General features: G+C 37.1%; 25 protein-coding genes. 17 read left to right on the forward strand and 8 right to left on the reverse strand.

Going from position 1 to position 21,861, the window contains the following annotated elements; translation table 11 throughout:
* Positions 1-73: 73 nt before the first annotated feature.
* The 7 genes from KXJ69_RS00645 to KXJ69_RS00675 are packed head-to-tail and all read left to right on the forward strand — an operon-like array spanning position 74 to position 7,344.
* Complete coding sequence (locus KXJ69_RS00645) at positions 74-277, forward strand: membrane or secreted protein (RefSeq protein WP_219050406.1); 204 nt, start codon at positions 74-76, stop codon at positions 275-277.
* A 13-nt stretch (positions 278-290) separates the two neighbouring features.
* Positions 291-1,385 carry a glycosyltransferase gene (locus tag KXJ69_RS00650; RefSeq protein ID WP_219050407.1) on the forward strand — a complete coding sequence of 365 codons (1,095 nt, stop codon included), beginning with the start codon at positions 291-293 and terminating at the stop codon, positions 1,383-1,385.
* Positions 1,376-1,948 carry an RNA polymerase sigma factor gene (locus KXJ69_RS00655; protein ID WP_219050408.1) on the forward strand — a complete coding sequence of 191 codons (573 nt, stop codon included), beginning with the start codon at positions 1,376-1,378 and terminating at the stop codon, positions 1,946-1,948. Before KXJ69_RS00650 ends, KXJ69_RS00655 begins: the two co-directional genes overlap by 10 nt.
* The gene (locus KXJ69_RS00660) at positions 1,945-3,153 is read left to right on the forward strand and encodes an Nramp family divalent metal transporter (RefSeq protein ID WP_219050409.1); all 1,209 of its coding nucleotides are present in this window, start codon (positions 1,945-1,947) and stop codon (positions 3,151-3,153) included. The genes KXJ69_RS00655 and KXJ69_RS00660 overlap by 4 nt, the downstream gene beginning before the upstream one ends.
* A 41-nt stretch (positions 3,154-3,194) precedes the next feature.
* Entirely contained in the window at positions 3,195-4,067 is an 873-nt protein-coding gene (gene lipA, locus KXJ69_RS00665) for a lipoyl synthase (RefSeq protein WP_219050410.1), read from the forward strand.
* The gene (gene gap, locus KXJ69_RS00670; protein ID WP_219050411.1) at positions 4,068-5,066 is read left to right on the forward strand and encodes a type I glyceraldehyde-3-phosphate dehydrogenase; all 999 of its coding nucleotides are present in this window, start codon (positions 4,068-4,070) and stop codon (positions 5,064-5,066) included. It abuts the gene before it with no gap.
* Positions 5,067-5,109: 43 nt separating this feature from the next.
* Positions 5,110-7,344 carry a response regulator gene (locus KXJ69_RS00675; protein WP_255571133.1) on the forward strand — a complete coding sequence of 745 codons (2,235 nt, stop codon included), beginning with the start codon at positions 5,110-5,112 and terminating at the stop codon, positions 7,342-7,344.
* Here KXJ69_RS00675 and lpxK read toward each other — a convergent pair.
* Positions 7,341-8,351: a tetraacyldisaccharide 4'-kinase gene (gene lpxK / locus KXJ69_RS00680; protein WP_219050413.1), complete on the reverse strand. Its 1,011-nt coding sequence runs from the start codon at positions 8,349-8,351 to the stop codon at positions 7,341-7,343. The genes KXJ69_RS00675 and lpxK overlap by 4 nt on opposite strands.
* Before the next feature lie 44 nt (positions 8,352-8,395).
* Between lpxK and KXJ69_RS00685 the strand changes: the two genes are divergently transcribed.
* From KXJ69_RS00685 to msrA, 3 genes are all read left to right on the forward strand, one after another.
* On the forward strand, positions 8,396-9,490 hold the full coding sequence (locus KXJ69_RS00685; RefSeq protein ID WP_219050414.1) for a Nif3-like dinuclear metal center hexameric protein: 1,095 nt from the start codon (positions 8,396-8,398) through the stop codon (positions 9,488-9,490).
* Between the two features lie 3 nt (positions 9,491-9,493).
* The gene (locus KXJ69_RS00690) at positions 9,494-10,279 is read left to right on the forward strand and encodes a zinc ribbon domain-containing protein (protein ID WP_219050415.1); all 786 of its coding nucleotides are present in this window, start codon (positions 9,494-9,496) and stop codon (positions 10,277-10,279) included.
* Between the two features lie 106 nt (positions 10,280-10,385).
* Complete coding sequence (msrA, locus tag KXJ69_RS00695) at positions 10,386-11,066, forward strand: peptide-methionine (S)-S-oxide reductase MsrA (RefSeq protein WP_219050416.1); 681 nt, start codon at positions 10,386-10,388, stop codon at positions 11,064-11,066.
* Positions 11,067-11,168: 102 nt separating this feature from the next.
* Here the strand turns inward: msrA and KXJ69_RS00700 are convergent, their stop codons facing one another.
* The 7 genes from KXJ69_RS00700 to KXJ69_RS00730 form a co-directional block, all read right to left on the reverse strand.
* Entirely contained in the window at positions 11,169-11,726 is a 558-nt protein-coding gene (locus KXJ69_RS00700) for a carboxymuconolactone decarboxylase family protein (RefSeq protein ID WP_219050417.1), read from the reverse strand.
* 68 nt (positions 11,727-11,794) lie between these two features.
* A complete protein-coding gene (locus KXJ69_RS00705; RefSeq protein ID WP_219050418.1) occupies positions 11,795-12,358 on the reverse strand; it encodes a TetR/AcrR family transcriptional regulator in 564 nt (187 codons plus the stop codon).
* On the reverse strand, positions 12,358-13,194 hold the full coding sequence (locus tag KXJ69_RS00710) for a DUF6503 family protein (protein WP_219050419.1): 837 nt from the start codon (positions 13,192-13,194) through the stop codon (positions 12,358-12,360). Before KXJ69_RS00710 ends, KXJ69_RS00705 begins: the two co-directional genes overlap by 1 nt.
* A 176-nt stretch (positions 13,195-13,370) precedes the next feature.
* A complete protein-coding gene (locus KXJ69_RS00715) occupies positions 13,371-13,856 on the reverse strand; it encodes a hypothetical protein (protein WP_219050420.1) in 486 nt (161 codons plus the stop codon).
* Between the two features lie 77 nt (positions 13,857-13,933).
* Positions 13,934-14,734, reverse strand: a complete 801-nt coding sequence (locus tag KXJ69_RS00720; RefSeq protein ID WP_219050421.1) for a class I SAM-dependent methyltransferase — start codon at positions 14,732-14,734, stop codon at positions 13,934-13,936.
* Between the two features lie 9 nt (positions 14,735-14,743).
* Positions 14,744-15,034, reverse strand: a complete 291-nt coding sequence (locus tag KXJ69_RS00725; RefSeq protein WP_219050422.1) for a GNAT family N-acetyltransferase — start codon at positions 15,032-15,034, stop codon at positions 14,744-14,746.
* Between the two features lie 3 nt (positions 15,035-15,037).
* On the reverse strand, positions 15,038-15,445 hold the full coding sequence (locus KXJ69_RS00730) for a (4Fe-4S)-binding protein (protein WP_219050423.1): 408 nt from the start codon (positions 15,443-15,445) through the stop codon (positions 15,038-15,040).
* 67 nt (positions 15,446-15,512) lie between these two features.
* On the opposite strand from KXJ69_RS00730, the gene KXJ69_RS00735 reads away from it, so the two are divergent.
* Genes KXJ69_RS00735 through KXJ69_RS00765 form a run of 7 tightly spaced genes read left to right on the forward strand, consistent with a single transcriptional unit; the run spans position 15,513 to position 21,860 of the window.
* Positions 15,513-16,166, forward strand: a complete 654-nt coding sequence (locus KXJ69_RS00735) for a hypothetical protein (RefSeq protein WP_219050424.1) — start codon at positions 15,513-15,515, stop codon at positions 16,164-16,166.
* A 1-nt stretch (position 16,167) separates the two neighbouring features.
* On the forward strand, positions 16,168-16,515 hold the full coding sequence (locus tag KXJ69_RS00740) for a hypothetical protein (RefSeq protein ID WP_219050425.1): 348 nt from the start codon (positions 16,168-16,170) through the stop codon (positions 16,513-16,515).
* 5 nt (positions 16,516-16,520) lie between these two features.
* The gene (kynU, locus tag KXJ69_RS00745; RefSeq protein ID WP_219050426.1) at positions 16,521-17,783 is read left to right on the forward strand and encodes a kynureninase; all 1,263 of its coding nucleotides are present in this window, start codon (positions 16,521-16,523) and stop codon (positions 17,781-17,783) included.
* Complete coding sequence (locus KXJ69_RS00750) at positions 17,783-19,180, forward strand: FAD-dependent oxidoreductase (RefSeq protein ID WP_219050427.1); 1,398 nt, start codon at positions 17,783-17,785, stop codon at positions 19,178-19,180. The genes kynU and KXJ69_RS00750 overlap by 1 nt, the downstream gene beginning before the upstream one ends.
* A gap of 1 nt (position 19,181) precedes the next feature.
* A complete protein-coding gene (locus KXJ69_RS00755; RefSeq protein ID WP_219050428.1) occupies positions 19,182-19,607 on the forward strand; it encodes a RidA family protein in 426 nt (141 codons plus the stop codon).
* A gap of 4 nt (positions 19,608-19,611) precedes the next feature.
* Entirely contained in the window at positions 19,612-20,415 is an 804-nt protein-coding gene (locus tag KXJ69_RS00760) for an alpha/beta hydrolase (RefSeq protein ID WP_219050429.1), read from the forward strand.
* Entirely contained in the window at positions 20,415-21,860 is a 1,446-nt protein-coding gene (locus KXJ69_RS00765) for an aldehyde dehydrogenase (protein ID WP_219050430.1), read from the forward strand. Before KXJ69_RS00760 ends, KXJ69_RS00765 begins: the two co-directional genes overlap by 1 nt.
* The last annotated feature ends 1 nt before the right edge of the window (position 21,861 follow it).

The following is a 21,861-nucleotide window of genomic DNA, read 5'->3' on the forward strand; positions in this document are numbered from 1 at the left end:
TATGGCCTAAAAATACTCAAATTCTTACCAAAAGAACAAGAAAGATTGTATTTTTGCAAAACAATATTTCAATATGGGAATTTTACTATTAACACTTATTTTATTACTCCTAGCCGTTGCAGGTATCGCTATAAAGTTATGGGCTAAAAAAGACGGAAAATTTGCTGGAACCTGTGCAAGCCAAAGTCCATTTTTAAACAAAGAAGGGGAGGCCTGCGGAATGTGTGGGAAGACCCCAGATCAATTTAGTAATTGTTCTGAAACCTCTGAAAAATAACCTCTTGTAGCCTATGCTGCTACTCTACCTCTTTATTGCAGTAGTTCTTGTTAACACTGCTTATTTTATTCTTTTTTCAAAATTTTCGATGTCAATTCCATCACAAATTGATGCTAAAGAAAATTTTCCTGTTTCGGTCATCATCTGTGCTAAAAACGAAGCCGAAAATTTAAAAATGAACATCCCTGCTATTTTAAATCAGGAGTATCCCAATTTTGAAGTCATTTTAATTAATGATGCTTCCATAGACGACACCCAAGATGTTATCGAAGCCTTTGCAGCAAGAGATCCAAGAGTACACACCGTAAACATCGAAAATAACGAAGCCTTTTGGAGTAATAAAAAATATTCGCTCACCCTCGGAATTAAAAGAGCCGTTAATCAGCGTATGATTTTTACAGATGCCGATTGTCAACCCGGAAGTGACCAATGGTTACGGCATATGGTTGCTCATTTTTCGGAAGAAAAACAACTTATTTTAGGTTATGGTGCTTATCGAAAAGAAAGTGGGTTTTTAAACAAACTCATCCGTTTTGAAACACTTATGACAGCCATTCAATATTTTGCCTATGCGAAGGTGGGAATGCCGTATATGGGTGTAGGTCGAAATCTAGCCTACACCAGCAAGCTGTTTTACGATAATCGTGGGTTTATGAGTCATATGCGAGTCGCTTCGGGGGATGATGATTTGTTTGTAAACGAAGCTGGAAATGCAACTAATACAGCACTTTGTTATAATGAAGATAGTTTTACCTATTCTACTCCTAAGAAAACTTTTTCAGACTGGATTCGGCAAAAAAGACGGCATATTACTACCGCAAAACACTATAAACCTAAACATAAAACACTCTTAGGAATTTATTATGTGAGTACCCTTTTGTTTTGGCTTTTGGCGATTGTTTCGTTTGTGTTTTTAGATTGGAAAATTATTCTGGCTCTTATTATTTTCAGAATCACCCTTCAATATATTTTTCTTGGAAAAGGGGCTAAGCTTTTAAAAGAAAATGACCTCCTACCATTTCTTCCAGTTTTTGAATTGTTTTTAGTATTGGTACAATTAACTATCTTTATTTCTAATTCTTTCTCAAAACCGAAACGTTGGAAGTAACAGAAGAAGATATTCTAAAACAAATTAGAAGAGCTAAAGAAGGCAAACAAAGTGCGTTCAATTTTTTATTAGATTACTTTTGGAATTTAGTATACGGGTTTCAACTAAAACGAGTTAATAACGAACACGATGCCGAAGACATTACTATTGAAGCCTTTTCTAAAGCTTTCGACAAGATTGAAACCTTTGATGAAAACTACGCTTTTGGCACCTGGCTGGTTTCCATTTCAAAAAATATTCAGATAGATAAAACCCGAAAGAAAAACGCTTCTATTTATTCCCAAACGACTGATGCCAGTGCCGAAATTGTAAAGAAAATTCCCGATCAAAGCCCATCTCAGGAAGACAAACTGATTACAGAACAAAACCTCAACGAGCTCCTTCGCTATATCAAACAACTGAAGCCTCATTACCAAGAAATAATCAATCTTCGCTATTTTCAGGAAATGAGTTATAATGAAATTTCCGACCAACTCGAAGAACCTCTTAGCAATGTTAAAGTGCGTTTACTGCGTGCAAAAAAGCTACTCGCCGAAATCATTACCGAAAATCGTAAAAAGTGACACAATTCCTTAAAAAGTTTGGACCCGGATTCTTGTTCGCTGGTGCAGCGATTGGAGTGTCGCATTTGGTGCAATCTACAAGAGCCGGAGCCGACTTTGGCTTGGGTTTACTTTGGGCCTTGGTGCTCATTAATGTAATAAAATATCCTTTTTTTCAATTTGGGCCTCGCTATGCTTCGGCCACAGGAGAAAATTTATTGCAAGGCTATGCTAAAATGAGCAGGTGGGTCTTGGTTGCCTATTTCATAATCACCTTTGCAACCATGTTTACCATTCAAACTGCTGTTACAATTGTTACGGCAGGAATTGCCTCTTCTTTATTCGCTAGTGGTACTTTGGTTTTTTGGACCACAGCGGTAACCTCGGGTTGCTTTTTTATTTTGTTATTGGGTAAATACAAAGTATTAGATTCTTTAATGAAATATATTGTCGTAGTGCTTGCCATAAGCACCATAGCGGCTGTTATTTTGGCTTCCACTAATTTCGAAGGAGGCTTATCATTTCAGCAATTAATCCCAAAGGATACTATGGGAATTGCATTTTTAATAGCTTTTATGGGATGGATGCCGGCACCCTTGGATATTACCATTTGGCAATCTATTTGGACGATAGAGAAACAAAAACTAAACTCAAAAGTTAGTTTTAAAGATTCTCTATTCGATTTTAACGTGGGGTATGTTATGACCATTATTTTAGGTATTTGTTTTATCGCATTGGGCACCTTTGTCATGTTTGGTAGTGGAGAGAGTTTTTCAGCTAAAGGAGATGTTTTTGCGAATCAACTAATAGGAATGTACACCATAAGTTTGGGGAGTTGGGCGCAATGGATTATTGGGATTGCGGCTTTAGCGACCATGTTTAGCACAACCCTAACCACATTGGATGCCTCTCCACGGGTAATGCATATTACCAGCGAACTACTTTTCAAAAAGACTTTTAAGCAAGGGTATTTATTTTGGCTACTTATATTAATAGCTGGGACACTTTCTATATTTTTCTTTTTTGTGACCGAAATGGGATTACTTATTGAAATTGCTACCGTCCTTTCCTTTTTAACCGCTCCGTTTTATGCTATTATTAGCTATATTTTAATCACAGGAAAGTACACCCCAAAGGAGGCAAGGCCTTCTGGGTCATTACGCCTTTTTAGCCTTTTGGGAATATTCATTTTGGTTGGATTTAGTATATGGTATTTGGTTACTTGAGTCCTAATTTAAATTTTTAAAATCGTATCTTTGTCCAAGCTATGGAAACACAGATTGCAACTCCACAAAAACCTGCACCTAAGCCAAAATGGCTGAGGGTAAAGCTTCCCACGGGGAAAAAATATACCGAGCTTCGTGGCTTGGTTGACAAATACAATTTGCATACCATTTGTACTTCGGGAAGTTGTCCTAATATGGGGGAATGTTGGACAGAAGGTACAGCTACCTTTATGATTTTAGGAAACACGTGTACACGTTCTTGTGGATTTTGCGGTGTTAAAACAGGACGTCCAGAAACAGTAGATTGGGCAGAACCCGAAAAAGTGGCGCGTTCCATTAAAATTATGCAAATTAAGCACGCCGTCATTACCTCGGTAGATCGTGATGATTTAAAAGATATGGGGTCCATTATTTGGGCAGAAACGGTGAAAGCTATCCGAAGAATGAATCCTGAAACGACTCTTGAAACTCTTATTCCCGACTTCCAAGGCGTGACTCGAAACATCGACCGAATTATTGAAGTGGCACCAGAAGTGGTATCACATAATATGGAAACTGTAAAACGATTAACTCGCGAAGTACGTATTCAGGCGAAATACGAACGCAGTTTGGAGGTATTACGTTATTTAAAAGCACAAGGCATTAACCGAACCAAAAGTGGTATTATGCTTGGTCTAGGTGAAACCGAAGCCGAAGTTATTCAAACGTTAGAAGACCTTCGCAGTGTTGGATTGGATATTGTTACGCTAGGGCAGTATTTACAACCTTCCAAAAAACATCTTTCAGTAAAGGAATTTATTACGCCTGAGCAGTTTAAAAAGTACGAAGAGATTGGTTTGAAAATGGGCTTCCGTCACGTAGAAAGTGGTGCTTTGGTGCGTTCTTCGTATAAGGCCCATAAACATATCGCTTAAATGAAAGGGCCTATTACCATTGGTATTAACGGGTTTGGTCGTATTGGCCGGACACTCTTCAGATTATTACTAAATCATCCCACCATTAAAGTGGTTGCCATTAACGACATTGCTAATGGCACTACCATGGCACACTTGTTAAAATATGATAGTATCCATGGTATGTTACCTAACGATGTTTCATTTTCTGAAGGTCAGCTCCACGTGGATGAAAAAAAGTTTCGGTATTCTTCTGAAGCTACGTTGGATAATTTAGATTGGAAGGGTGTTGATATTGTTATTGAAGCCACTGGGAAGTTTAAAACCAAGGCGTTACTTCAAAAGCATATTGAAAATGGAGCGAAGAAAGTGATTCTTTCCGTTCCCCCTTTAGAAGATGATATTAAAACCATTGTTTTAGGAGTAAATGAAGGAATATTAGAAGCGTCAGACAGTATTATTTCCAACGCTTCTTGCACCACAAATAATGCGGCCCCCATGCTCAAAATAATTAATGAATTATGTGGGATTGAGCAGGCCTATATTACTACAGTACATTCCTACACTACAGATCAAAGTTTGCATGACCAACCGCATCGAGATTTACGTAGAGCTCGCGCTGCAGGACAATCGATTGTTCCTACGACTACGGGTGCTGCCAAGGCATTGACCAAGATTTTTCCAGATTTGGCAGATGTAATTGGAGGTTGTGGAATTCGTGTTCCGGTGGCTAATGGTTCTTTGACTGATATCACCTTAAATGTAAAAAAAGAAACTACCATAGAAGAGGTGAATACAGCTTTCAAAAAAGCCTCAGAAACTTCTTTAAAAAATATTCTTCAGTATACTCAGGATCCTATTGTTTCTATTGACATTGTTGGGAATCCGCATTCATGTATTTTCGATAGCGAAATGACCTCTGTTATTGGGAAAATGGTCAAAATTATTGGCTGGTATGATAATGAAATGGGTTATTCGTCGAGAATTGTAGATTTAATCTTACAATTTTCGATAAAATAACTATATTTATCGGCGAAGTACATAAGAGTAAATGATTTACCTCTTGAAAAAATATAAAACCATAGCCCCCCTATGGCTGTTATTTTTAATAAGTAGTAGTGTTTTTTCACAACAACCGAAGGACACATTAGCACTTATACAAAAGTATCATGCCGAAGGGAGAGCCTTTGTTCAAAACCAAGTATTTGACGAAGCCATTATTAGTTTATCGAAAGCTAATAAATTGGCTTTTGCCTCAAAAAACACCGAGGAGCAACTTCAAGTAGAATTCAGTATCGCTCAACTTCATTATTACTTACGCAATTACCATAAAGCAGAAAAGGAAGCCAAGAAAATTATTTTAGAATTAAAGAAAAGAAAAAAGGAGAAAGAACTTGCTGAAGCCTATACTTTATTAGGCCTTATTAATATTCAACTCAATAAATTCCCACAGGCCGAAGAAGCACTAAAACAAGCAGACAATTGGTTTACGAAAACCAACGATGAAAAAAATCGGGCCAATGTTTTGTTGGGATATGGAATTTTAGAGCTTAAAAAACACAATTATAAAGTAGCAATCAATTATTTGGATGCGGCCATCCCCATTTTTGAAGTCAATGATTTATTTTATCATGAGGCCTATGCACGGCTAAGTAAATCTGAAGCCCTTTTAAATAGCAATAGTAATGATGTACCTAATGGGCTACAACAATCTAAACAAAGTCTTCAAAAGGCACTTACTATTATTGACGCTAATGCATTTGTTAAACTAAAAATTGATAGTTATAAGATTGAATCCTACATAGCTTTAAAAGAGAATAATTACACTTTAGCCGAAGAGAACATGGCTATTTACGAGCAAAAAAATGATTCGCTATATCAAGTTTTTTTAAGTGCTATTTCAAAAGGAATTGATTCGGAAGGTGATGCGGGCTATTATAGTGAGATAATTGATAAACAACAAACCGACCTCGACAAGCAAAGAAGGTCTATTAACTTCGGAAAAATGACCACGGGGTTAAGTATTGCCCTAATAGTTATTTTATCATTATTAACCTTATCACTTTATAAAAACAATAATTTAAGAGCTAAGGCAAACGATTTACTTCAAGATAAAAACAACGAACTTCAATTAGCGAAAGAAAAGGCGGAAAAGGCCTCATTGGCTAAAGCACAGTTCCTTTCTACCATTACACACGAATTACGAACACCGCTATATGCAGTAACCGGATTAACACATTTACTGCTAGAAGAGAATCCAAAACCCGACCAAAAAGAACACCTTAATTCCCTGAAGTTTTCTGGAGAGTATTTATTATCATTAATTAATAACATTCTTGACCTTAACAAGCTTGAAGCAAATAAAGTTGAGATTGAAAAAACAAGTTTCGATCTTAAAAAGAGATTAAATGACGTACTCATTGCACTAAAGAAAACTGCCGATGATAAAAAGAACAATCTTCATCTGGAATATGATGAGACGATACCCAATAAACTGGCTGGAGATCCTTTAAAGTTGTCTCAAATTCTAATTAATTTAATTGGAAACTCTCTCAAGTTTACCCAAAACGGTGATGTCTTTATTCGAATTAAAAAAATGAAAGAAATCAATAATCGGGTATTACTTCATTTTGAAATTGAGGATAATGGCGTAGGTATTTCAAAAAAGAAACAAAAAAGTATTTTTGAATCTTTTTCCCAAGCTTCCCTTCAAATTAATAGAAAATTTGGTGGTACAGGATTAGGGCTTGCTATTGTAAAAAACCTATTGGAGCTTATGGGAAGTAAAATCCAATTGGAAAGTCAATTAGGAAAGGGCTCCAAGTTTTGGTTTGATATTAACTTTGCCGTTTCTGAAGAATATTCTGAAACCAAAGACACTAGAAGTGCTAATGAAATAGACCTAACTGCATTAGAAAACAAAAAGGTCTTGGTGGTTGAGGATAACAAAATAAACCAAATGATTACCAAGAAAATCCTTGAAAAGAATAAAATGGTTTGTGATGTTGCAGACAATGGAATGGACGCTATTAAATTGGTAAAAGAAAATGAATACGACATTATTTTAATGGACATTCACATGCCTGGCATTAGCGGAATTGAAGCGACACAAGACATTCGAAAATTCAATAAAGGATTACCTATTATTGCACTAACGGCGGTTACCATTGATGAAAACCTAGACGATTTCTACCGTGCTGGATTTAATGAAATTATTCCAAAGCCATTTAAAACAGAAGAATTCTTCGAAAAAATTTACAAAACGCTAGAGAGCCGAAAAATGCCCATAGAAGGCTAATACTTTCTGAAGTATTCTATTCGGTTTAAAACCTCTCTCTCAAAAGCACCTTCTTCTTTGTGTAAAAATACGGTGGTTATAGGTAGATAGTACAAAGCTCTTTTTTGAAGTCGATTACTCAATCTTTTAAAATCTTTTTCCGTCGTGAGAATTAAATCTTCCTTTTGAAGCTTTTCAATTTCAGATGTTGAAAAGTGATGATGATCCGAAAATTTTTGATGCTGAAACGTAAAGTTTTTTTGTTCAAGGAATTCCACTAAGGGTGTAGGATTGGCAATACCGGTTACTAAAGTAAACGCTTTATTTTCTAAATATTCCAAGGGCAGACTTTCGGTCTTACCATAAATACTATCATCGTACCCAATTATTGAAAAATAAATAGACTGATGCTCTTTTAATTGCATCCTATGCTGAACTTCCTGTAACTTAGCATAGGCCGTGCCATCAGGGATTTTTGTAATCACAATAATATCCGCTCGCTCCATTCCTCTTTTCGATTCACGCAAATTACCCGCTGGTAACACCAAATCTTCTATAAATAAATTTGAATAGGAAGTAAGTAAAATACTCAAAGCAGGTTTCACTTTTCGGTGCTGAAAAGCATCATCCAAGATAATGACTTCGGCTTTTAGCTTTAGCTTTTCGATACCCTCCCTTCTATCTGCACAAACAGCTATAGTAACCTCAGGAAATTTATGTTTAAACTGAAGCGGCTCATCTCCTACTTCCTCGGCAGTCGATAATGCTTGCACTTCCAGAAACCCAGAAGTTTTACGTTTATAACCCCTACTCAATACAGCTACTTTGTAATCTTCATTCAGAATAGAAATCAACAATTCAACCATGGGTGACTTCCCCGTTCCACCAACCGAAAGATTTCCTACAGAAATCACCGGAATTTCATACTCTGTACTGTCTTTCCACCCTTTATCATAGGCATAGTTACGTAAGGAGGTAACTCCATCATATAAAATGGAAAAAGGAAAAAGGAATTTCCGAAAGTTCATACCACGAAAATATACTTTTTTATCTTTACACTAAATATATATTTATGACAGTAAAAGAGGTACTATCCGTTTTAGAAGCATTGGCACCGCTTTCGTATTCCGAAGACTTTGACAATACAGGCTTATTGGTGGGTGATTACAACACCCAAGTAAAAGGAATCTTAGTAACGCTCGATACACTGGAAACGGTGGTAGATGAAGCCATAGAAAACCATTGTAATCTTATTGTAAGCTTTCACCCTATTATTTTTAAAGGGCTAAAAAAACTTACTGGTAAGAGTTATGTAGAGCGCACTGTCTTAAAAGCCATAAAACACGATATCGCTATTTTTTCCATTCATACAGCTTTGGATAATGCTTGGAATGGAGTAAACGCCATGATTTGCGAAAAACTTAACCTCAACAACCGTAAGATTCTTATTCCGCAGGAAGGAACGATTAAAAAACTCATCACTTTTGTCCCACATAAGGATGCCGAAAAACTTAGAGAAGGTCTTTTTAAAGCGGGTGCTGGAGCCATTGGAAATTATGACAACTGTAGTTTTAATATTAAAGGAATAGGCAGTTTTAACGGAAACGAAGACTCCAATCCTACCAAAGGTAAAAAAGGAGAAACACATTTTGAAGAAGAAACACAAATTGGAGTCACTTTTTCTAAACATTTGGAAGGAATAGTATTGCATGCACTATTTGAAAATCATCCTTATGAAGAAGTCGCTTATGAAGTAACCACTTTAGAAAACACCCACCAGCATATTGGGATGGGTATGGTAGGAGAACTTTCGGAAGCTATTTCTGAAGAAGCATTTCTAGTACTTTTAAAGAAAACATTTAAAACAGGTGTGGTTCGTCATTCAGCATTATTAGGAAAACCCATTAAAAAAGTGGCTGTTTTAGGCGGAAGCGGAAGTTTTGCCATTTCAGCGGCAAAAAGTAAGCAAGTGGATGCTTTTGTGACCTCCGATTTAAAGTATCATGACTTTTTTCAGGCTGAAAATCAGTTAATTTTAGCCGATATTGGGCATTATGAAAGCGAACAATACACAAAAGAGTTATTAGTTGCTCACCTTAGCAAAAAAATTACTAATTTTGCAGTCGTTTTATCAAAAGTAAAGACCAATCCTGTAAGCTATTTTTAAAGTATGGCAAAGAAAACTGAAATCACTGTAGAAGATAAGTTAAGAGCGTTATTCGATTTACAATTAATCGACTCGCGTGTAGATGAAATTAGAAATGTTCGTGGAGAACTTCCATTGGAGGTTCAAGATTTGGAAGATGAAGTGGCAGGGATGAATACCCGTCTTGAGAAATTAACCAACGATCTTGAAAGCATCGAGGAAAGCATCAAGGAAAAGAAAAACTTGATTGAAGAGGCAAAAGGCCTTATCAAAAAATACACGACGCAACAAGATAAAGTTCGTAACAACCGCGAATACAATAGCTTGAGCAAAGAAGTTGAATACCAGGAATTGGAAATTCAATTGGCTGAAAAGCACATCAAAGAATTTAAAGCGCAAATAGAGCAAAAAAGTGCGGTGATAGAAGAAACCAAAGAGCGTTTGGCAGAACGTGAAAATCACTTAAAGCACAAACAAGGTGAGCTTGATGAGATTCTTGCTGAAACTGAAAAAGAGGAAAAAGCACTTCTAAAAGAATCTGAAAAGTACGAGAAAAACATCGAAGAGCGTTTGGTAAATGCCTATAAGCGCATTAGAAGCAACGTGAAAAATGGTCTTGCTGTGGTTCCTGTAGAGCGTGGTGCTTCCGGTGGATCATTCTTTACCATTCCGCCACAAGTACAAATGGAAATCGCCGCTCGCAAAAAAATTATTACCGATGAGCACAGTGGTCGTATTTTAGTAGACCCGGCATTGGCAGAAGAAGAAAGAGAAAAAATGGAGCAGTTATTTAAAAAAGTAAGTAAATAAACTCTTCATAAACGATATAAAAGCCTTCACAGTTGTGGGGGCTTTTTTTTGTACTTTTCTGAAAGGATTTCTGTTGAAACCGACTTATCTAAAAAATTTGTCCACTATGAAAAAATACGCGGTATTATTTCTTTCCGTTATATTATTGAGTTTTCAAGCCTCTTGCCAATCTAATGATCGGAATAAAAAAGAAGAAGCCAAATTGCAAAAAGAGGTAAAACCCGTTCAAGTACCTGCCAAAGATGGCTATGAGTTTGCCTATTTTGCTAGCGGATGCTTTTGGTGTGTGGAAGCCATTTATGAAAGCGTAAAAGGGGTAAAAGAATCCATTTCTGGATATAGTGGCGGTCATACAGATAATCCCACCTACGAAGCCAGTAACACAGGTTTAACAGGCCACGCCGAAGCGGTAGAAATTATGTACGATCCCAAGGTGGTTAGTTTTGCTACCCTAGTAAATGTGTATTTTGGTTCCCAAAATATCACCCAAGTAAATGGGCAGGGACCCGACCACGGTAGCCAATATCGTAGCATTATTTTTTACCAAAATGAGGCGCAAAAGAAAATCATTGACGAAAAAATTGCTGCGCTTGAGAAAGAATTAGGGAAAGGAAAAGTAGCCGCGCAAGTGTTGCCCTTCCAAAAATTTTGGGTGGGTGAAGGATATCATCAAAATTTTGAAAAACTAAATCCGACACATCCCTACATCCAAAACGTATCTATCCCACGCTTAAATAGGTTTAAATATAAATTTCCTGAACTGCTAAAAGAAAATGAAGAGCATTAATACATAGTCAAACTTGCTATGGAATAAATAGCTTCTTTCATATTTGTTTCCGAAAAGAAAAGCACAAGCCAAATAGCTTGTGCCTATTTTTATACCTATTAATTATACAGTTGTTGTCTCCCACGCATATTTTTCAAAAACACCATCTACAGGGGTGTTGGCAATATGATTTGTATAGTTGCTTATCACTTTTTGAGATAATCCCAAAATAATTTCTAAGACTTGTTGCTCTTTATATCCGGCAGCAAAAAAAGCTTCTAACTCAGTATCGGTTACTCTACCTCTATTTCTTACAACAGAAAGTGTAAAATTGTGCAAGGTTTGTAATTTTTCAGTAGGTAGAGGTGTTCTATTTCTTAAGGCCTCTGTTATTTCAGGAGCTACCTTCATTATATTAGCAATTCCAGTGTGTGCAGGAACACAATAATGACATTCGTGTTCTACATTAATGGTTTGCCAAACAACTGTAAGTTCTTCTTTATTAAAGGAAGACTCCGTAAAAAGTTTATGCAAAGTTTGGTAAGCTTGTAATAACTCTGGTGATCCTGCTAGTACCCCATGTAATCCTGGAATTCTGCCATTGGCTTTAAGCGATTGTTCTAAAAATGGTTTGCTCTTTACTGGAGCCGATTCAACAGTGTGAATTTTTAATGTACTCATAGTTTAAATTTAATTGTTATAAATAATAACATAACTAAACGATCGTTTAGCTATAGGATAAAAAAATGTTATATGTTTTTAAAAGTCATTTCTATATAGTCTTCTATTTCCTTTTGATTGTTAACTCTGGAAGCGGTTGCTAAACCGTGTTTTGCTAACAATAAGAAATTGGCTTGTTTTTGGATAGTTGTTTCATCTTTGGTGGAATCCATTTGTAATTTTTCAATAAATAAATCCTTCAAATTATTCATAAATACATCCATTTGTTCTTTTATTAACTGGTCTTCCCTTTCTGAAAACTCATAATAGGTATTGGTTAATAAACATCCTTTGTGATTTCCTTTTTCATCACAAATACGAACCGAATTGTAGAAAAATTCCTTTATATCTTCAACTCCTTTTTTTGAATTTCTGAATTGTTCAAAAATACCCTGCACCCTTTTTTTGTAGCTTTTTAGACTTTCAAGAAAAAGCCCGTGTTTATTTCCAAAGCTAGCGTAAATAGAAAATTTATTAATGCCCATTTCTTTTTCAAGCATGTGCATAGAAGTAGCTTCATAACCGTTTTTCCAAAAAACTTTCATTGCCTTTTCTACTACTTCTTCTTCAATATACGCTTTCTTCCTTGCCATTACTTTTTATTAAATTCTTCTGCTGTAAGATGATTGTTAAATGTAATATTGGACCAAGTTACATTTATCCAAGGTTCTTCGGTTACTTGTGCATCCCAAGTAGATTTTTTGTATTGACGCTTTGTAGGGATAAGCATACCGTCTATCTCTTCATATTCCAATTGCATAAGCATAGGGTTCTCCACCACATTAAAATCTACTACCGTAAATAAAAACTGATCTACTAATTTCGTGTTTTGATTTATATATAAAAGATAAATATCTTTAGGAGAATCATCTTCAGATTCAAAAGTCACTTTTACTAAGTCGTATTTTTTAGTATTTACAACGGCTTCATTTAAATATTCATAGTGCAATCCTGGGTCCAATAATTTTTGAAACATGGCAAACCAATAAAAATTGGTTTTTCGGTTAAAGACAACACGTTTCATAAAAGCTTCATCTTCAAGATACCCTCCTTGATGTTTGAGCCAAAATTCGGTACCATTATACCCTTGTTCTATAGTTCCCTCTAGTTGGGGTAATGTTCTTTCATGCTGTTGATATTGACCATAAGACAACTCCCCATTAAAAATATATTTTTCTGTAGAAACATCTTTTTTGCCGTCTGGAGTTTCATAGGTATAGGTATAGACAACATCTTTCTTTGCAGCCAAGGTGTTATAATCACCCGTTTTTTGTGTCATTTCGTACACCAATTCATGTCCTTTGTTTTTAAAAACTATTTCGGATGCAGTAGTTTGTAAAGGTTCACTATTGGAAGCCTTTTCGGGGGTGTTTTTGCATGACACGATAGATAGGATTATTACAAGGACAATAAGGAAGTCGTATTTCATTTTAGCATTTTTAGATTTGACAGCAACAAAACTAAACAATCGGTTAGTTATAAAAAACAATTTAACACAAGTTTTAAATTAAAAGTAATATGACGGAAAAGAAAGGCTAAGTTCCTGAGTTGTTAACGGAGGATTGCAAATATTGATTTAAAGAAGAATTTAAAGGAATTGATGTGTTATATGTGTGTGTTAGGAGTGTCTTTTATTTGGTAATCTCTATTAACTAGCTCATTTTTCCAATCCGAAATTAAGCTTTCAGCAAGCTCTAAAATTGTTAAAACAGTTGAATCAGATAACGTAATAATAATTTGCTCTTCAAAATAGCCCGCTTCAACATATCCATCCTCTACATATCCGTAACTTTCCAACTTCTTCACTAATTTGTGCCTACTTTTATCAACTTCAAAATGTTTCGCGCCATTTGCAAGTTGCTCACACACTTTCAAGTGCTTAATGTTTTGTTTTATTTGCGGCCATTCCTTGTTCTGCGCTCCAAGTGGTTTCGGAGCAATCCATTCAAGCAAATGATAAGCTGTGATTACAAAATTAAAGGCTTTAAAGGTATTGTGTGGTTCCTTTTTTAGCTTATCATACTCCCAGCACAATTTAATCCAATAATCTTCAACGGTAATTAACTTACCAAATCCTTGATTGTTCTTCATTTTTGAATTGCACCTAATTAGTTATATCTATCATTTTACCGTCGTTATCCAGCAACGACTCTTTCAAATTTACAAAATCACCCCTTCACAAACTTCACCTCATACACCAATGGATATAACCCATGAGGGAGTTCGTAAAGACCTTCTGTATTCTTCACTAAATTTGGGAACACATTATATGGACTCCCATTGTGCTCTCTAAAAAACTCCAACTGCAAACCGGCATCCTTTAGGCTTTGTATCACTTCGCTAAGTCCGTGATTCCAACCGTATTCTTTACTAGTCATTTGGGGTGTGTCCCCCTCGGCATAGGTGCCTTCGTATTCTTCGTAGATGGCTTCTTCTTGGTTATAACCGTATTTCATAACAGGCGGATTTACCGTATAATCAAACATCCATGCAATAGGGTGAAATTCTACCATATAAAAAAAGCCTCCGGGCTTCAACCGTTCGGCAATCATTAGCGCCCAAGGTTGTAAATCGGGTAGCCATCCTATTACACCGTAACTGGTAAAAACGATATCAAATTGTTCTTTTATATGTTTTGAGGTATCCAGTACGTTGCAGCATACAAATTGGGCGTCTAGATCTAATTCATTGTTTAGTTGCTGCGCTAATGCAATCCCTTTATTGCTAAGATCCACCCCAACGCACTTGGCACCCATTCGTGCCAAACTCAACGTGTCTTGCCCAAAATGGCATTGCAAATGCAAGATGTTTTTCCCTTTTACATCCCCCAAAGCATCTAACTCATAACGATTAAGCGAAGTAGCTCCCTCTTTAAAAGCTTTTAGGTTATAGAAATCGCTTTGCGCATGGACGTCCACCTTTTGGTTCCAAGTTTCACGGTTGGTTTCGAAAGCTTTTTGTAAATCCACTTGTAAACTTTATACGTTATACCCCTTTGCCAAAAGTCGTTTCCATTCGGGATGACGTTTCATATACGCAGCCACAAAGGGGCACAAAGGAGCAATTTTCAAATCTTCTTTTTCAATTCTTTCTAGCACTCCTTTTACCAAGGCACTCCCCACACCTTTTCCGCCTAAGGCTTGAGGTACTTCGGTATGGGTAAGATATATGGCGTCTTTGGCACGGATGTATTCAATAATAGCAGTATGTCCCTCCACTTGTGTTTCGAAACGCTTTTTTTCGGTATTATCGGCAATAGTCAACTCCATAAGTTATTTTTTATGAGAGCCATCGCAATAGGGGAAATTCTCAGACTTGGTACAACGGCAAAAGGAGGCACGACGTTCGCGGGTTTCGGTTTTACCATCGGGATGGGTAACCTCACAGGTTTCCATGACGATTGCTGGGCCGTTTTCAATTAAAGTAACTTTTACATTGTTGGGAGTATCTTCCATAGTTTCGGTTGAATTTGAGGTTTCATAGGTTAATGCGCCACTTGGGCATTTATTAATGGCATTCATTAGGTCTGCACCTGTACTTCCTTCGGGTTGTACCCAAGGTTTTTCTTTCGGTTTAAATACATTAGGCAATGCACGAACACAATTACCAGAATGAATACAAAGTCCCGGTTTCCAAATAACAGTAACATGGTCGTGTGTATATTTTTTTGTGATGTCCATCCTATAAAAATACTAAAATTATGAAAGCGAAAATAGTTTGCGTATTTTTACTGAAAAACTAGCCCAAGTGAATAAATTCCTCTTTTGCATCCTTCCTTTTTTATTAATAGGTTGTAAGGATACACCCAACATCAAAAATAGTATTCCAGCACAAGAAGCAATAGCCGCGGCTTATGGATTTAAAAATTGGAATAATGTAAACGAACTTACCTTTACTTTTAATGTAGACCGTGACACTTCGCATTTCGAACGCACTTTTATTTGGGAACCTAAAACGAATAAAGTGACTTATGCCTTAAAAAATGATACCGTAAGTTATTTACATACCAATGCAAAAGACAGTATAGAAATTGCAGCAGACCAACGATTTATTAACGATAAATATTGGTTACTGGCTCCTTTTCAATTGCTTTGGGATGAAGGGCTTATTTTTTCAGAAAAAGAGAATGAAATAGCTCCCATTTCTGGTGAAACGCTTAACATGCTTACCGTCACCTATCCCGAATTGGGCGGTTACACCCCAGGCGATGCCTACGACTTTTACTACGGAAAGGATTTTATGATTAAAGAATGGGTGTTCCGTGAAAAAAATAGTGCTACGCCTACCATAGCCTATACATGGGAGGATACCAAAGATTTTAATGGAATGAAACTCTGTACCATGCATAAAGACAGTACCGGGACTAAGAAAATATATTTTACCAATCTTTCAGTTAAGTAGTATGGAAATCACCACAGCACTATTTACTTTGGCGGGAACATTAGTAGGAGGTGGTATCAGTTATTTTTTACAACACCAACGGTTTAAACAAGAATTGAAAATACTTCGGGAAGAACATAAAACCGAATTTATAGCCGAAACCACTGCCAAGCATTTTCTGAATCATAAATCGTACACCGATCGTTCTTTTGAAACCTTAAAGAAACATCTTGGCGGATTTGACGATGACGAACTTCGCAAAATTTTAGTGCGTGCAGGAGCCATCCGAAACTATCGCGACGATGGAAGCGAATGGTGGCGCTTGCTCTCCCGTATGGATGAATTCATTGAAAAAAAACAAAACAGCTAACCTTCATGTACCAAAACACACTGGAATATGCCCAACAGTGCGACGCACAAGACCCTTTAAAACATTTTAGAGCGCAATTTTATTTCCCGAAAGACGACCAAGGTAATCCGCTTATCTATCTCTGCGGAAACTCCTTGGGGTTACAACCTAAAAAGACTTCACAATTCATTCAGGAAGAATTAGACGATTGGGCAAAACTAGGGGTAGAAGGACACACCGAAGCCAAACACCCTTGGCTCCCCTACCACGAATTCTTGACCCAAAGTATGGCAAATATCGTGGGAGCAAAACCCAGCGAAGTAGTTATTATGAATGGGCTTACGGCAAACCTTCACTTAATGATGGTTTCTTTTTACCAACCCACTGCAAAACGAAATAAAATCATTATCGAAAGTGATGCCTTCCCCAGTGATAAGTATGCGGTGGAGAGTCAGATAAAGTTTCACGGGTACGACCCAAAAGAATCACTCATTCTTTGGAAACCCAAAAAAGGTGAAGAGCTATGCCGTTATGAAGATTTGGAAGCCATTATGAATGAGCAAGGAGATGAGGTAGCGCTAATTATGATTGGCACCACCAATTACTATTCGGGACAATCATTCGATATTAAAAAAATTACCCAATTAGGGCATCATCATGGGGCAATAGTAGGGTTCGATTTAGCTCACGGAGCGGGCAACATATTACCCAATTTACACGAGAACGGACCCGATTTTGCCGTTTGGTGTAGTTATAAATATTTAAATAGTGGTCCTGGAAGTTTGGGTGGTGTCTTTGTACACGAAAGACATGCAAATAATCCAAACCTCAACCGATTTGCAGGTTGGTGGGGACATAACAAACAAACGCGCTTTAATATGCGTCACGAGTTTGACGTATTACCTGGCGCCGAAGGATGGCAATTAAGCAACCCTCCTATTTTATCCATGGCAGCCATTCGTGCTTCGTTAAGTATTTTTGAAGAAGCGGGTATGGATAATCTCAGAGAAAAAGCTATTAAATTAACGGGCTATTTGGAATTTCTTTTGGATGAAATGAAGGACGATAGAATTCAAGTAATTACGCCTAGAAATCCTGAAGAAAGAGGGAGTCAATTATCGATTCAGGTGAAAAGTGCGAATAAAGAATTACATACAAAACTTACTAAAGCCGGTGTTGTTAGTGATTGGCGAGAGCCTGATGTCATTCGGGTAGCTCCCACCGCTTTATATAATAGTTTTGAAGATGTATTCCATTTTGTTGAACGACTGAAACAAGTTTTAAATTAATGGCTCAAAAAGACAACATACTTATCATTGGTGCTGGACTCTGCGGAAGCTTGTTGGCATTGCGGCTGGCACAACGAGGATATCAAATTACTTTAGTAGAAAAACGTCCCGATTTACGAAAAGTCACCCAAGATGCAGGGCGCTCAATCAATTTAGCCTTAAGTGACCGCGGATTAAAAGGGCTACGGCTCGCAGGCGTGGAAGAAGAGGCAAAAAAATTATGTATTCCTATGAATGGCCGAATGATACACGACAAAGAAGGTAATACGTTTTTAAGTCCGTATAGCGGACGAGAAGGGGAATACATCAATTCTATTTCCCGTCCCGGTTTAAATATGTTGTTGCTCGATGCAATTGACAAAATGCCTAACGTAACAACTTATTTTAATTTGGGTTGTGAGGAGGTAGATTTGGAAAACGCTTCAACGAGTTTTAAAAATTATGAAACTGGAAAAACAGAAACTTATTCTGGAGATATTCTTATAGGTACAGATGGGGCAGGTTCTGCAGTAAGACGAAATATGTTTGAGCATAAGAAGTTTCTTTTCAGCTTTTCCCAACAATGGCTAACCCACGGGTATAAAGAATTGGAAATTCCTGCTGGCGAAGATGGCGGATTTAAAACCTATAAAAATGCATTGCATATCTGGCCACGAGGCGAAGATATGCTCATTGCGCTGCCCAATTTGGATGGTAGTTTTACAGTGACGCTATTTTTACCGTATGCTAACAGTGACTATTGTTTCGATAATTTAATAACTGCCGAAAAGGTGGAGGAATACTTCAAAAAAGAATTTCCAGATGCATTGGAGTTGATTCCCAATTTAGCCGAAGAATATTTCAATAATCCAACGGGACCCTTGGGAACCATTAAATGTTCCCCTTGGCATTGCTACGGAAAATCACTGTTGATGGGTGATGCAGCCCATGCCATTGTTCCGTTTTACGGGCAGGGAATGAATGCTTCTTTTGAAGATGTGGTGGTGTTTGATGAAGTGCTTGAAAAATTTGAAGGCAACTGGGAACAAGTCTTTTCAGAATATGAAAAAGCTAGAAAAATAGACACCGATGCTATTGCCGACTTAGCTGTGGATAATTTCCATGAAATGAAAGAACATACAGCGAGTCCTTTGTTTCAGCAGAAAAGAAAATTGGAAATTGCTTTCGAAACCCAATTACCGAAGGAGTATTTCAGTAAATATTCTTTAGTTACCTTTAACGAGGCCATTCCTTATTCGTTAGCTATGAAGCGTGGAAGAGCTCAGGACAAAGCCATTTTAAATTTATTAGACGATGGAAAATTGAAAGACGATATGAGTTTAGAAGAAAAATTACAATTAGTTATAAAAGAAACCAACGATATACTCCACGACGATGCCGTGGTTAAAAATTTATAGTATGGAAAATAAAAGTAGATTAGTTGAAGGTAAAGCCACTCCAAGAGGCGCCTATCCACATATTAAACGTGCCGGAGATTTTCTTTTTGTAAGTGGAACTAGTTCAAGACTCCCTGATAACACCTTTGCTGGGGTTCATAAAATTGACGAAATGGGTACGACTCATTTAGACATTAAAGAGCAAACTCGTACGGTTTTGGAAAACATAAAAGACTATCTCGCTACCGAGGGAGCGACCATGGCGGATGTGGTGGACGTTACCACCTTTTTAGTCAATATGAACGATTTTGGCGGCTATAATCAAGTGTATAGTGAATATTTTAATGCTGCCACGGGACCTGCACGCACTACAGTAGCAGTACACCAATTACCGCATCCCAATTTAGTCGTGGAGATTAAAGCAATGGCCTACAAACCATTAAAATAATACTATGAAAAAACTGGCCGTCTTATTTTTATTAATTGTTCAAACGAGTTTTGCGCAAGAAAAGAAGCCATTTTCAATTGGGGAAACAGTCACAGTTTTTTCCGAAATTCTTAAGGAAGAAAGAACCTTGAATATTTATTTACCCCAAGGGTATCCAGCTTCAGAAAAGAAATATCCAGTTATTTATTTGCTAGACGGTTCTGCCGATGAAGATTTTATCCACATCGCTGGGTTGGTGCAGTTTGGCTCTTTTTCGTGGATTAATATGATTCCAGAAACTATTGTAGTGGGTATTGCCAATGTAGATCGAAAAAGAGACTTTACTTTTCCTACTCAAAATGAACAAGACAAAAAAGACTTCCCAACGACAGGAGGTTCAGAAAAGTTTATTCAATTTTTGGAAAATGAATTGCAACCCTATATTCAAAAAAATTATCAAGTAACTGATGAAAAAACCATTATTGGTCAGTCTTTAGGAGGTCTTTTAGCTACCGAGATACTCTTTAAAAATCCAGAATTATTTAATAATTATATCATAGTGAGCCCAAGTATGTGGTGGGATGACGAATCATTACTTTCTCAAACTCCACAAATGCCCTCTTTCGAAAAGAAAATATACATAGCCGTAGGAAGTGAAGGCCCTACTATGGAAACCGGAGCCATTAAGCTACGTTATAAGCTTCAAAAATATTATGACACCAAAGCTTTGGTTTATTTTAATTTATTAGTACCTCAAAATCACGGGGATGCCCTGCATTTAGCAGTGTATGATGCCTTTGAAAAAATATTAAAAGCCGAAATGAAATAATGCACAAAATCTTAAACTACATAAACGGAGAATATTGCGAACCTGTTTCAAAGGAATGGATTGATAATTTCAATCCCAGTGAAGGGGTTGTCTATGGAAAAATAGCAAACAGTTCTTCCGAAGATATCGAAAAAGCATATCAAGCTGCCAAGAAAGCGTTTCCAAGTTGGAGTAACACTACGATTGAAGAACGTAGCCGAATTCTTTTAAAAATTGCCGATTTAATAGATCAAAACTTAAACAAACTAGCAGAAGCTGAAGCCCTTGATAATGGAAAACCGCTTAGTCTGGCTAAAAGTGTAGATATACCACGTGCGAGTGCCAATTTTCGTTTTTTTGGAAATGCCATTACGCAGTTTTCCAGCGATGCCCACGAAAGTGTGGGATTAAATACCATGAATTTCACACTACGGCAACCCATTGGTGTTGTGGGTTGTATTTCGCCTTGGAATCTTCCCTTGTATTTATTTACTTGGAAAGTGGCACCCGCCATTGCTGCAGGAAATTGTGTCGTTGCCAAGCCTAGTGAAGTCACCCCAATGACCGCCTATTTATTAGGAGAAATTCTTACCGAATCAGGTTTACCCAAGGGCGTTTTAAACATTGTTCATGGCTTAGGTCCTTCTGCGGGGCAAGCCATTGTAGAGCATCCACATATTAAAGCGATTTCTTTTACTGGAGGTACCAAAACAGGTGAACATTTGGCTAGAACAGCTGCCCCCATGTTTAAAAAACTATCCTTGGAATTAGGTGGAAAGAACCCAAACATCATTTTTGCGGACTGTGATTATGATAAAATGCTTGCTGTTACAGTTAGATCATCTTTTGCCAATCAAGGGCAGATTTGTCTTTGTGGAAGCCGGATTTTTGTAGAAAAATCGATTTATGAGCAGTTTAAAAAAGACTTTGTAGCTAAAGTAAAGCAGTTAAAAGTGGGCAACCCTTTTGATGATGTTAATTTAGGCGCAGTGGTTTCAGAAGCGCATCGAGATAAAATTGAAAGCTATATTCAAATAGCAAAAGACGAAGGAGGAAAAGTGTTAACGGGAGGTAATCGTGTTTCAGTAAAAGGATTTGAAAAGGGATATTATTTGGAACCTACAGTTATCGAAGTTTTTGATGCAAATTGTCGCGTAAATCAGGAAGAGATTTTTGGTCCCGTGGTAACGGTAATGCCTTTCGAAACGGAAGAAGAGGTTTTAGACTATGCCAACGGTGTTAAGTATGGACTTTCGGCAACCCTTTGGACGAGTAATCTTGACAAAACGATGCGTATGAGTAAGCAAATTGAAGCGGGCATTGTTTGGGTAAACACGTGGCTTAATCGTGATCTTCGCACTCCCTTTGGCGGTGTTAAAGAGAGTGGTGTGGGTCGTGAAGGGGGATTTGAAGCACTAAGGTTTTTTACTGAAGCAAAAAATGTTTGTATAAAATATGACTCATAAA

It is taken from the genome of Halomarinibacterium sedimenti, assembly GCF_019312585.1.
Lineage (GTDB): Bacteria > Bacteroidota > Bacteroidia > Flavobacteriales > Flavobacteriaceae > Halomarinibacterium > Halomarinibacterium sedimenti.

Coding starts and splice junctions, on each gene's coding strand:
- KXJ69_RS00645 (WP_219050406.1), top strand. CDS start 74: ATGGGAATTTTACTATTAACACTTATTTTATTACTCCTAGCCGTTGCA.
- KXJ69_RS00650 (WP_219050407.1), top strand. CDS start 291: ATGCTGCTACTCTACCTCTTTATTGCAGTAGTTCTTGTTAACACTGCT.
- lipA (WP_219050410.1), top strand. CDS start 3,195: ATGGAAACACAGATTGCAACTCCACAAAAACCTGCACCTAAGCCAAAA.
- gap (WP_219050411.1), top strand. CDS start 4,068: ATGAAAGGGCCTATTACCATTGGTATTAACGGGTTTGGTCGTATTGGC.
- lpxK (WP_219050413.1), bottom strand. CDS start 8,351: ATGAACTTTCGGAAATTCCTTTTTCCTTTTTCCATTTTATATGATGGA.
- KXJ69_RS00685 (WP_219050414.1), top strand. CDS start 8,396: ATGACAGTAAAAGAGGTACTATCCGTTTTAGAAGCATTGGCACCGCTT.
- KXJ69_RS00690 (WP_219050415.1), top strand. CDS start 9,494: ATGGCAAAGAAAACTGAAATCACTGTAGAAGATAAGTTAAGAGCGTTA.
- msrA (WP_219050416.1), top strand. CDS start 10,386: ATGAAAAAATACGCGGTATTATTTCTTTCCGTTATATTATTGAGTTTT.
- KXJ69_RS00700 (WP_219050417.1), bottom strand. CDS start 11,726: ATGAGTACATTAAAAATTCACACTGTTGAATCGGCTCCAGTAAAGAGC.
- KXJ69_RS00705 (WP_219050418.1), bottom strand. CDS start 12,358: ATGGCAAGGAAGAAAGCGTATATTGAAGAAGAAGTAGTAGAAAAGGCA.
- KXJ69_RS00710 (WP_219050419.1), bottom strand. CDS start 13,194: ATGAAATACGACTTCCTTATTGTCCTTGTAATAATCCTATCTATCGTG.
- KXJ69_RS00715 (WP_219050420.1), bottom strand. CDS start 13,856: ATGAAGAACAATCAAGGATTTGGTAAGTTAATTACCGTTGAAGATTAT.
- KXJ69_RS00725 (WP_219050422.1), bottom strand. CDS start 15,034: ATGGAGTTGACTATTGCCGATAATACCGAAAAAAAGCGTTTCGAAACA.
- KXJ69_RS00730 (WP_219050423.1), bottom strand. CDS start 15,445: ATGGACATCACAAAAAAATATACACACGACCATGTTACTGTTATTTGG.
- KXJ69_RS00740 (WP_219050425.1), top strand. CDS start 16,168: ATGGAAATCACCACAGCACTATTTACTTTGGCGGGAACATTAGTAGGA.
- kynU (WP_219050426.1), top strand. CDS start 16,521: ATGTACCAAAACACACTGGAATATGCCCAACAGTGCGACGCACAAGAC.
- KXJ69_RS00750 (WP_219050427.1), top strand. CDS start 17,783: ATGGCTCAAAAAGACAACATACTTATCATTGGTGCTGGACTCTGCGGA.
- KXJ69_RS00755 (WP_219050428.1), top strand. CDS start 19,182: ATGGAAAATAAAAGTAGATTAGTTGAAGGTAAAGCCACTCCAAGAGGC.
- KXJ69_RS00760 (WP_219050429.1), top strand. CDS start 19,612: ATGAAAAAACTGGCCGTCTTATTTTTATTAATTGTTCAAACGAGTTTT.
- KXJ69_RS00765 (WP_219050430.1), top strand. CDS start 20,415: ATGCACAAAATCTTAAACTACATAAACGGAGAATATTGCGAACCTGTT.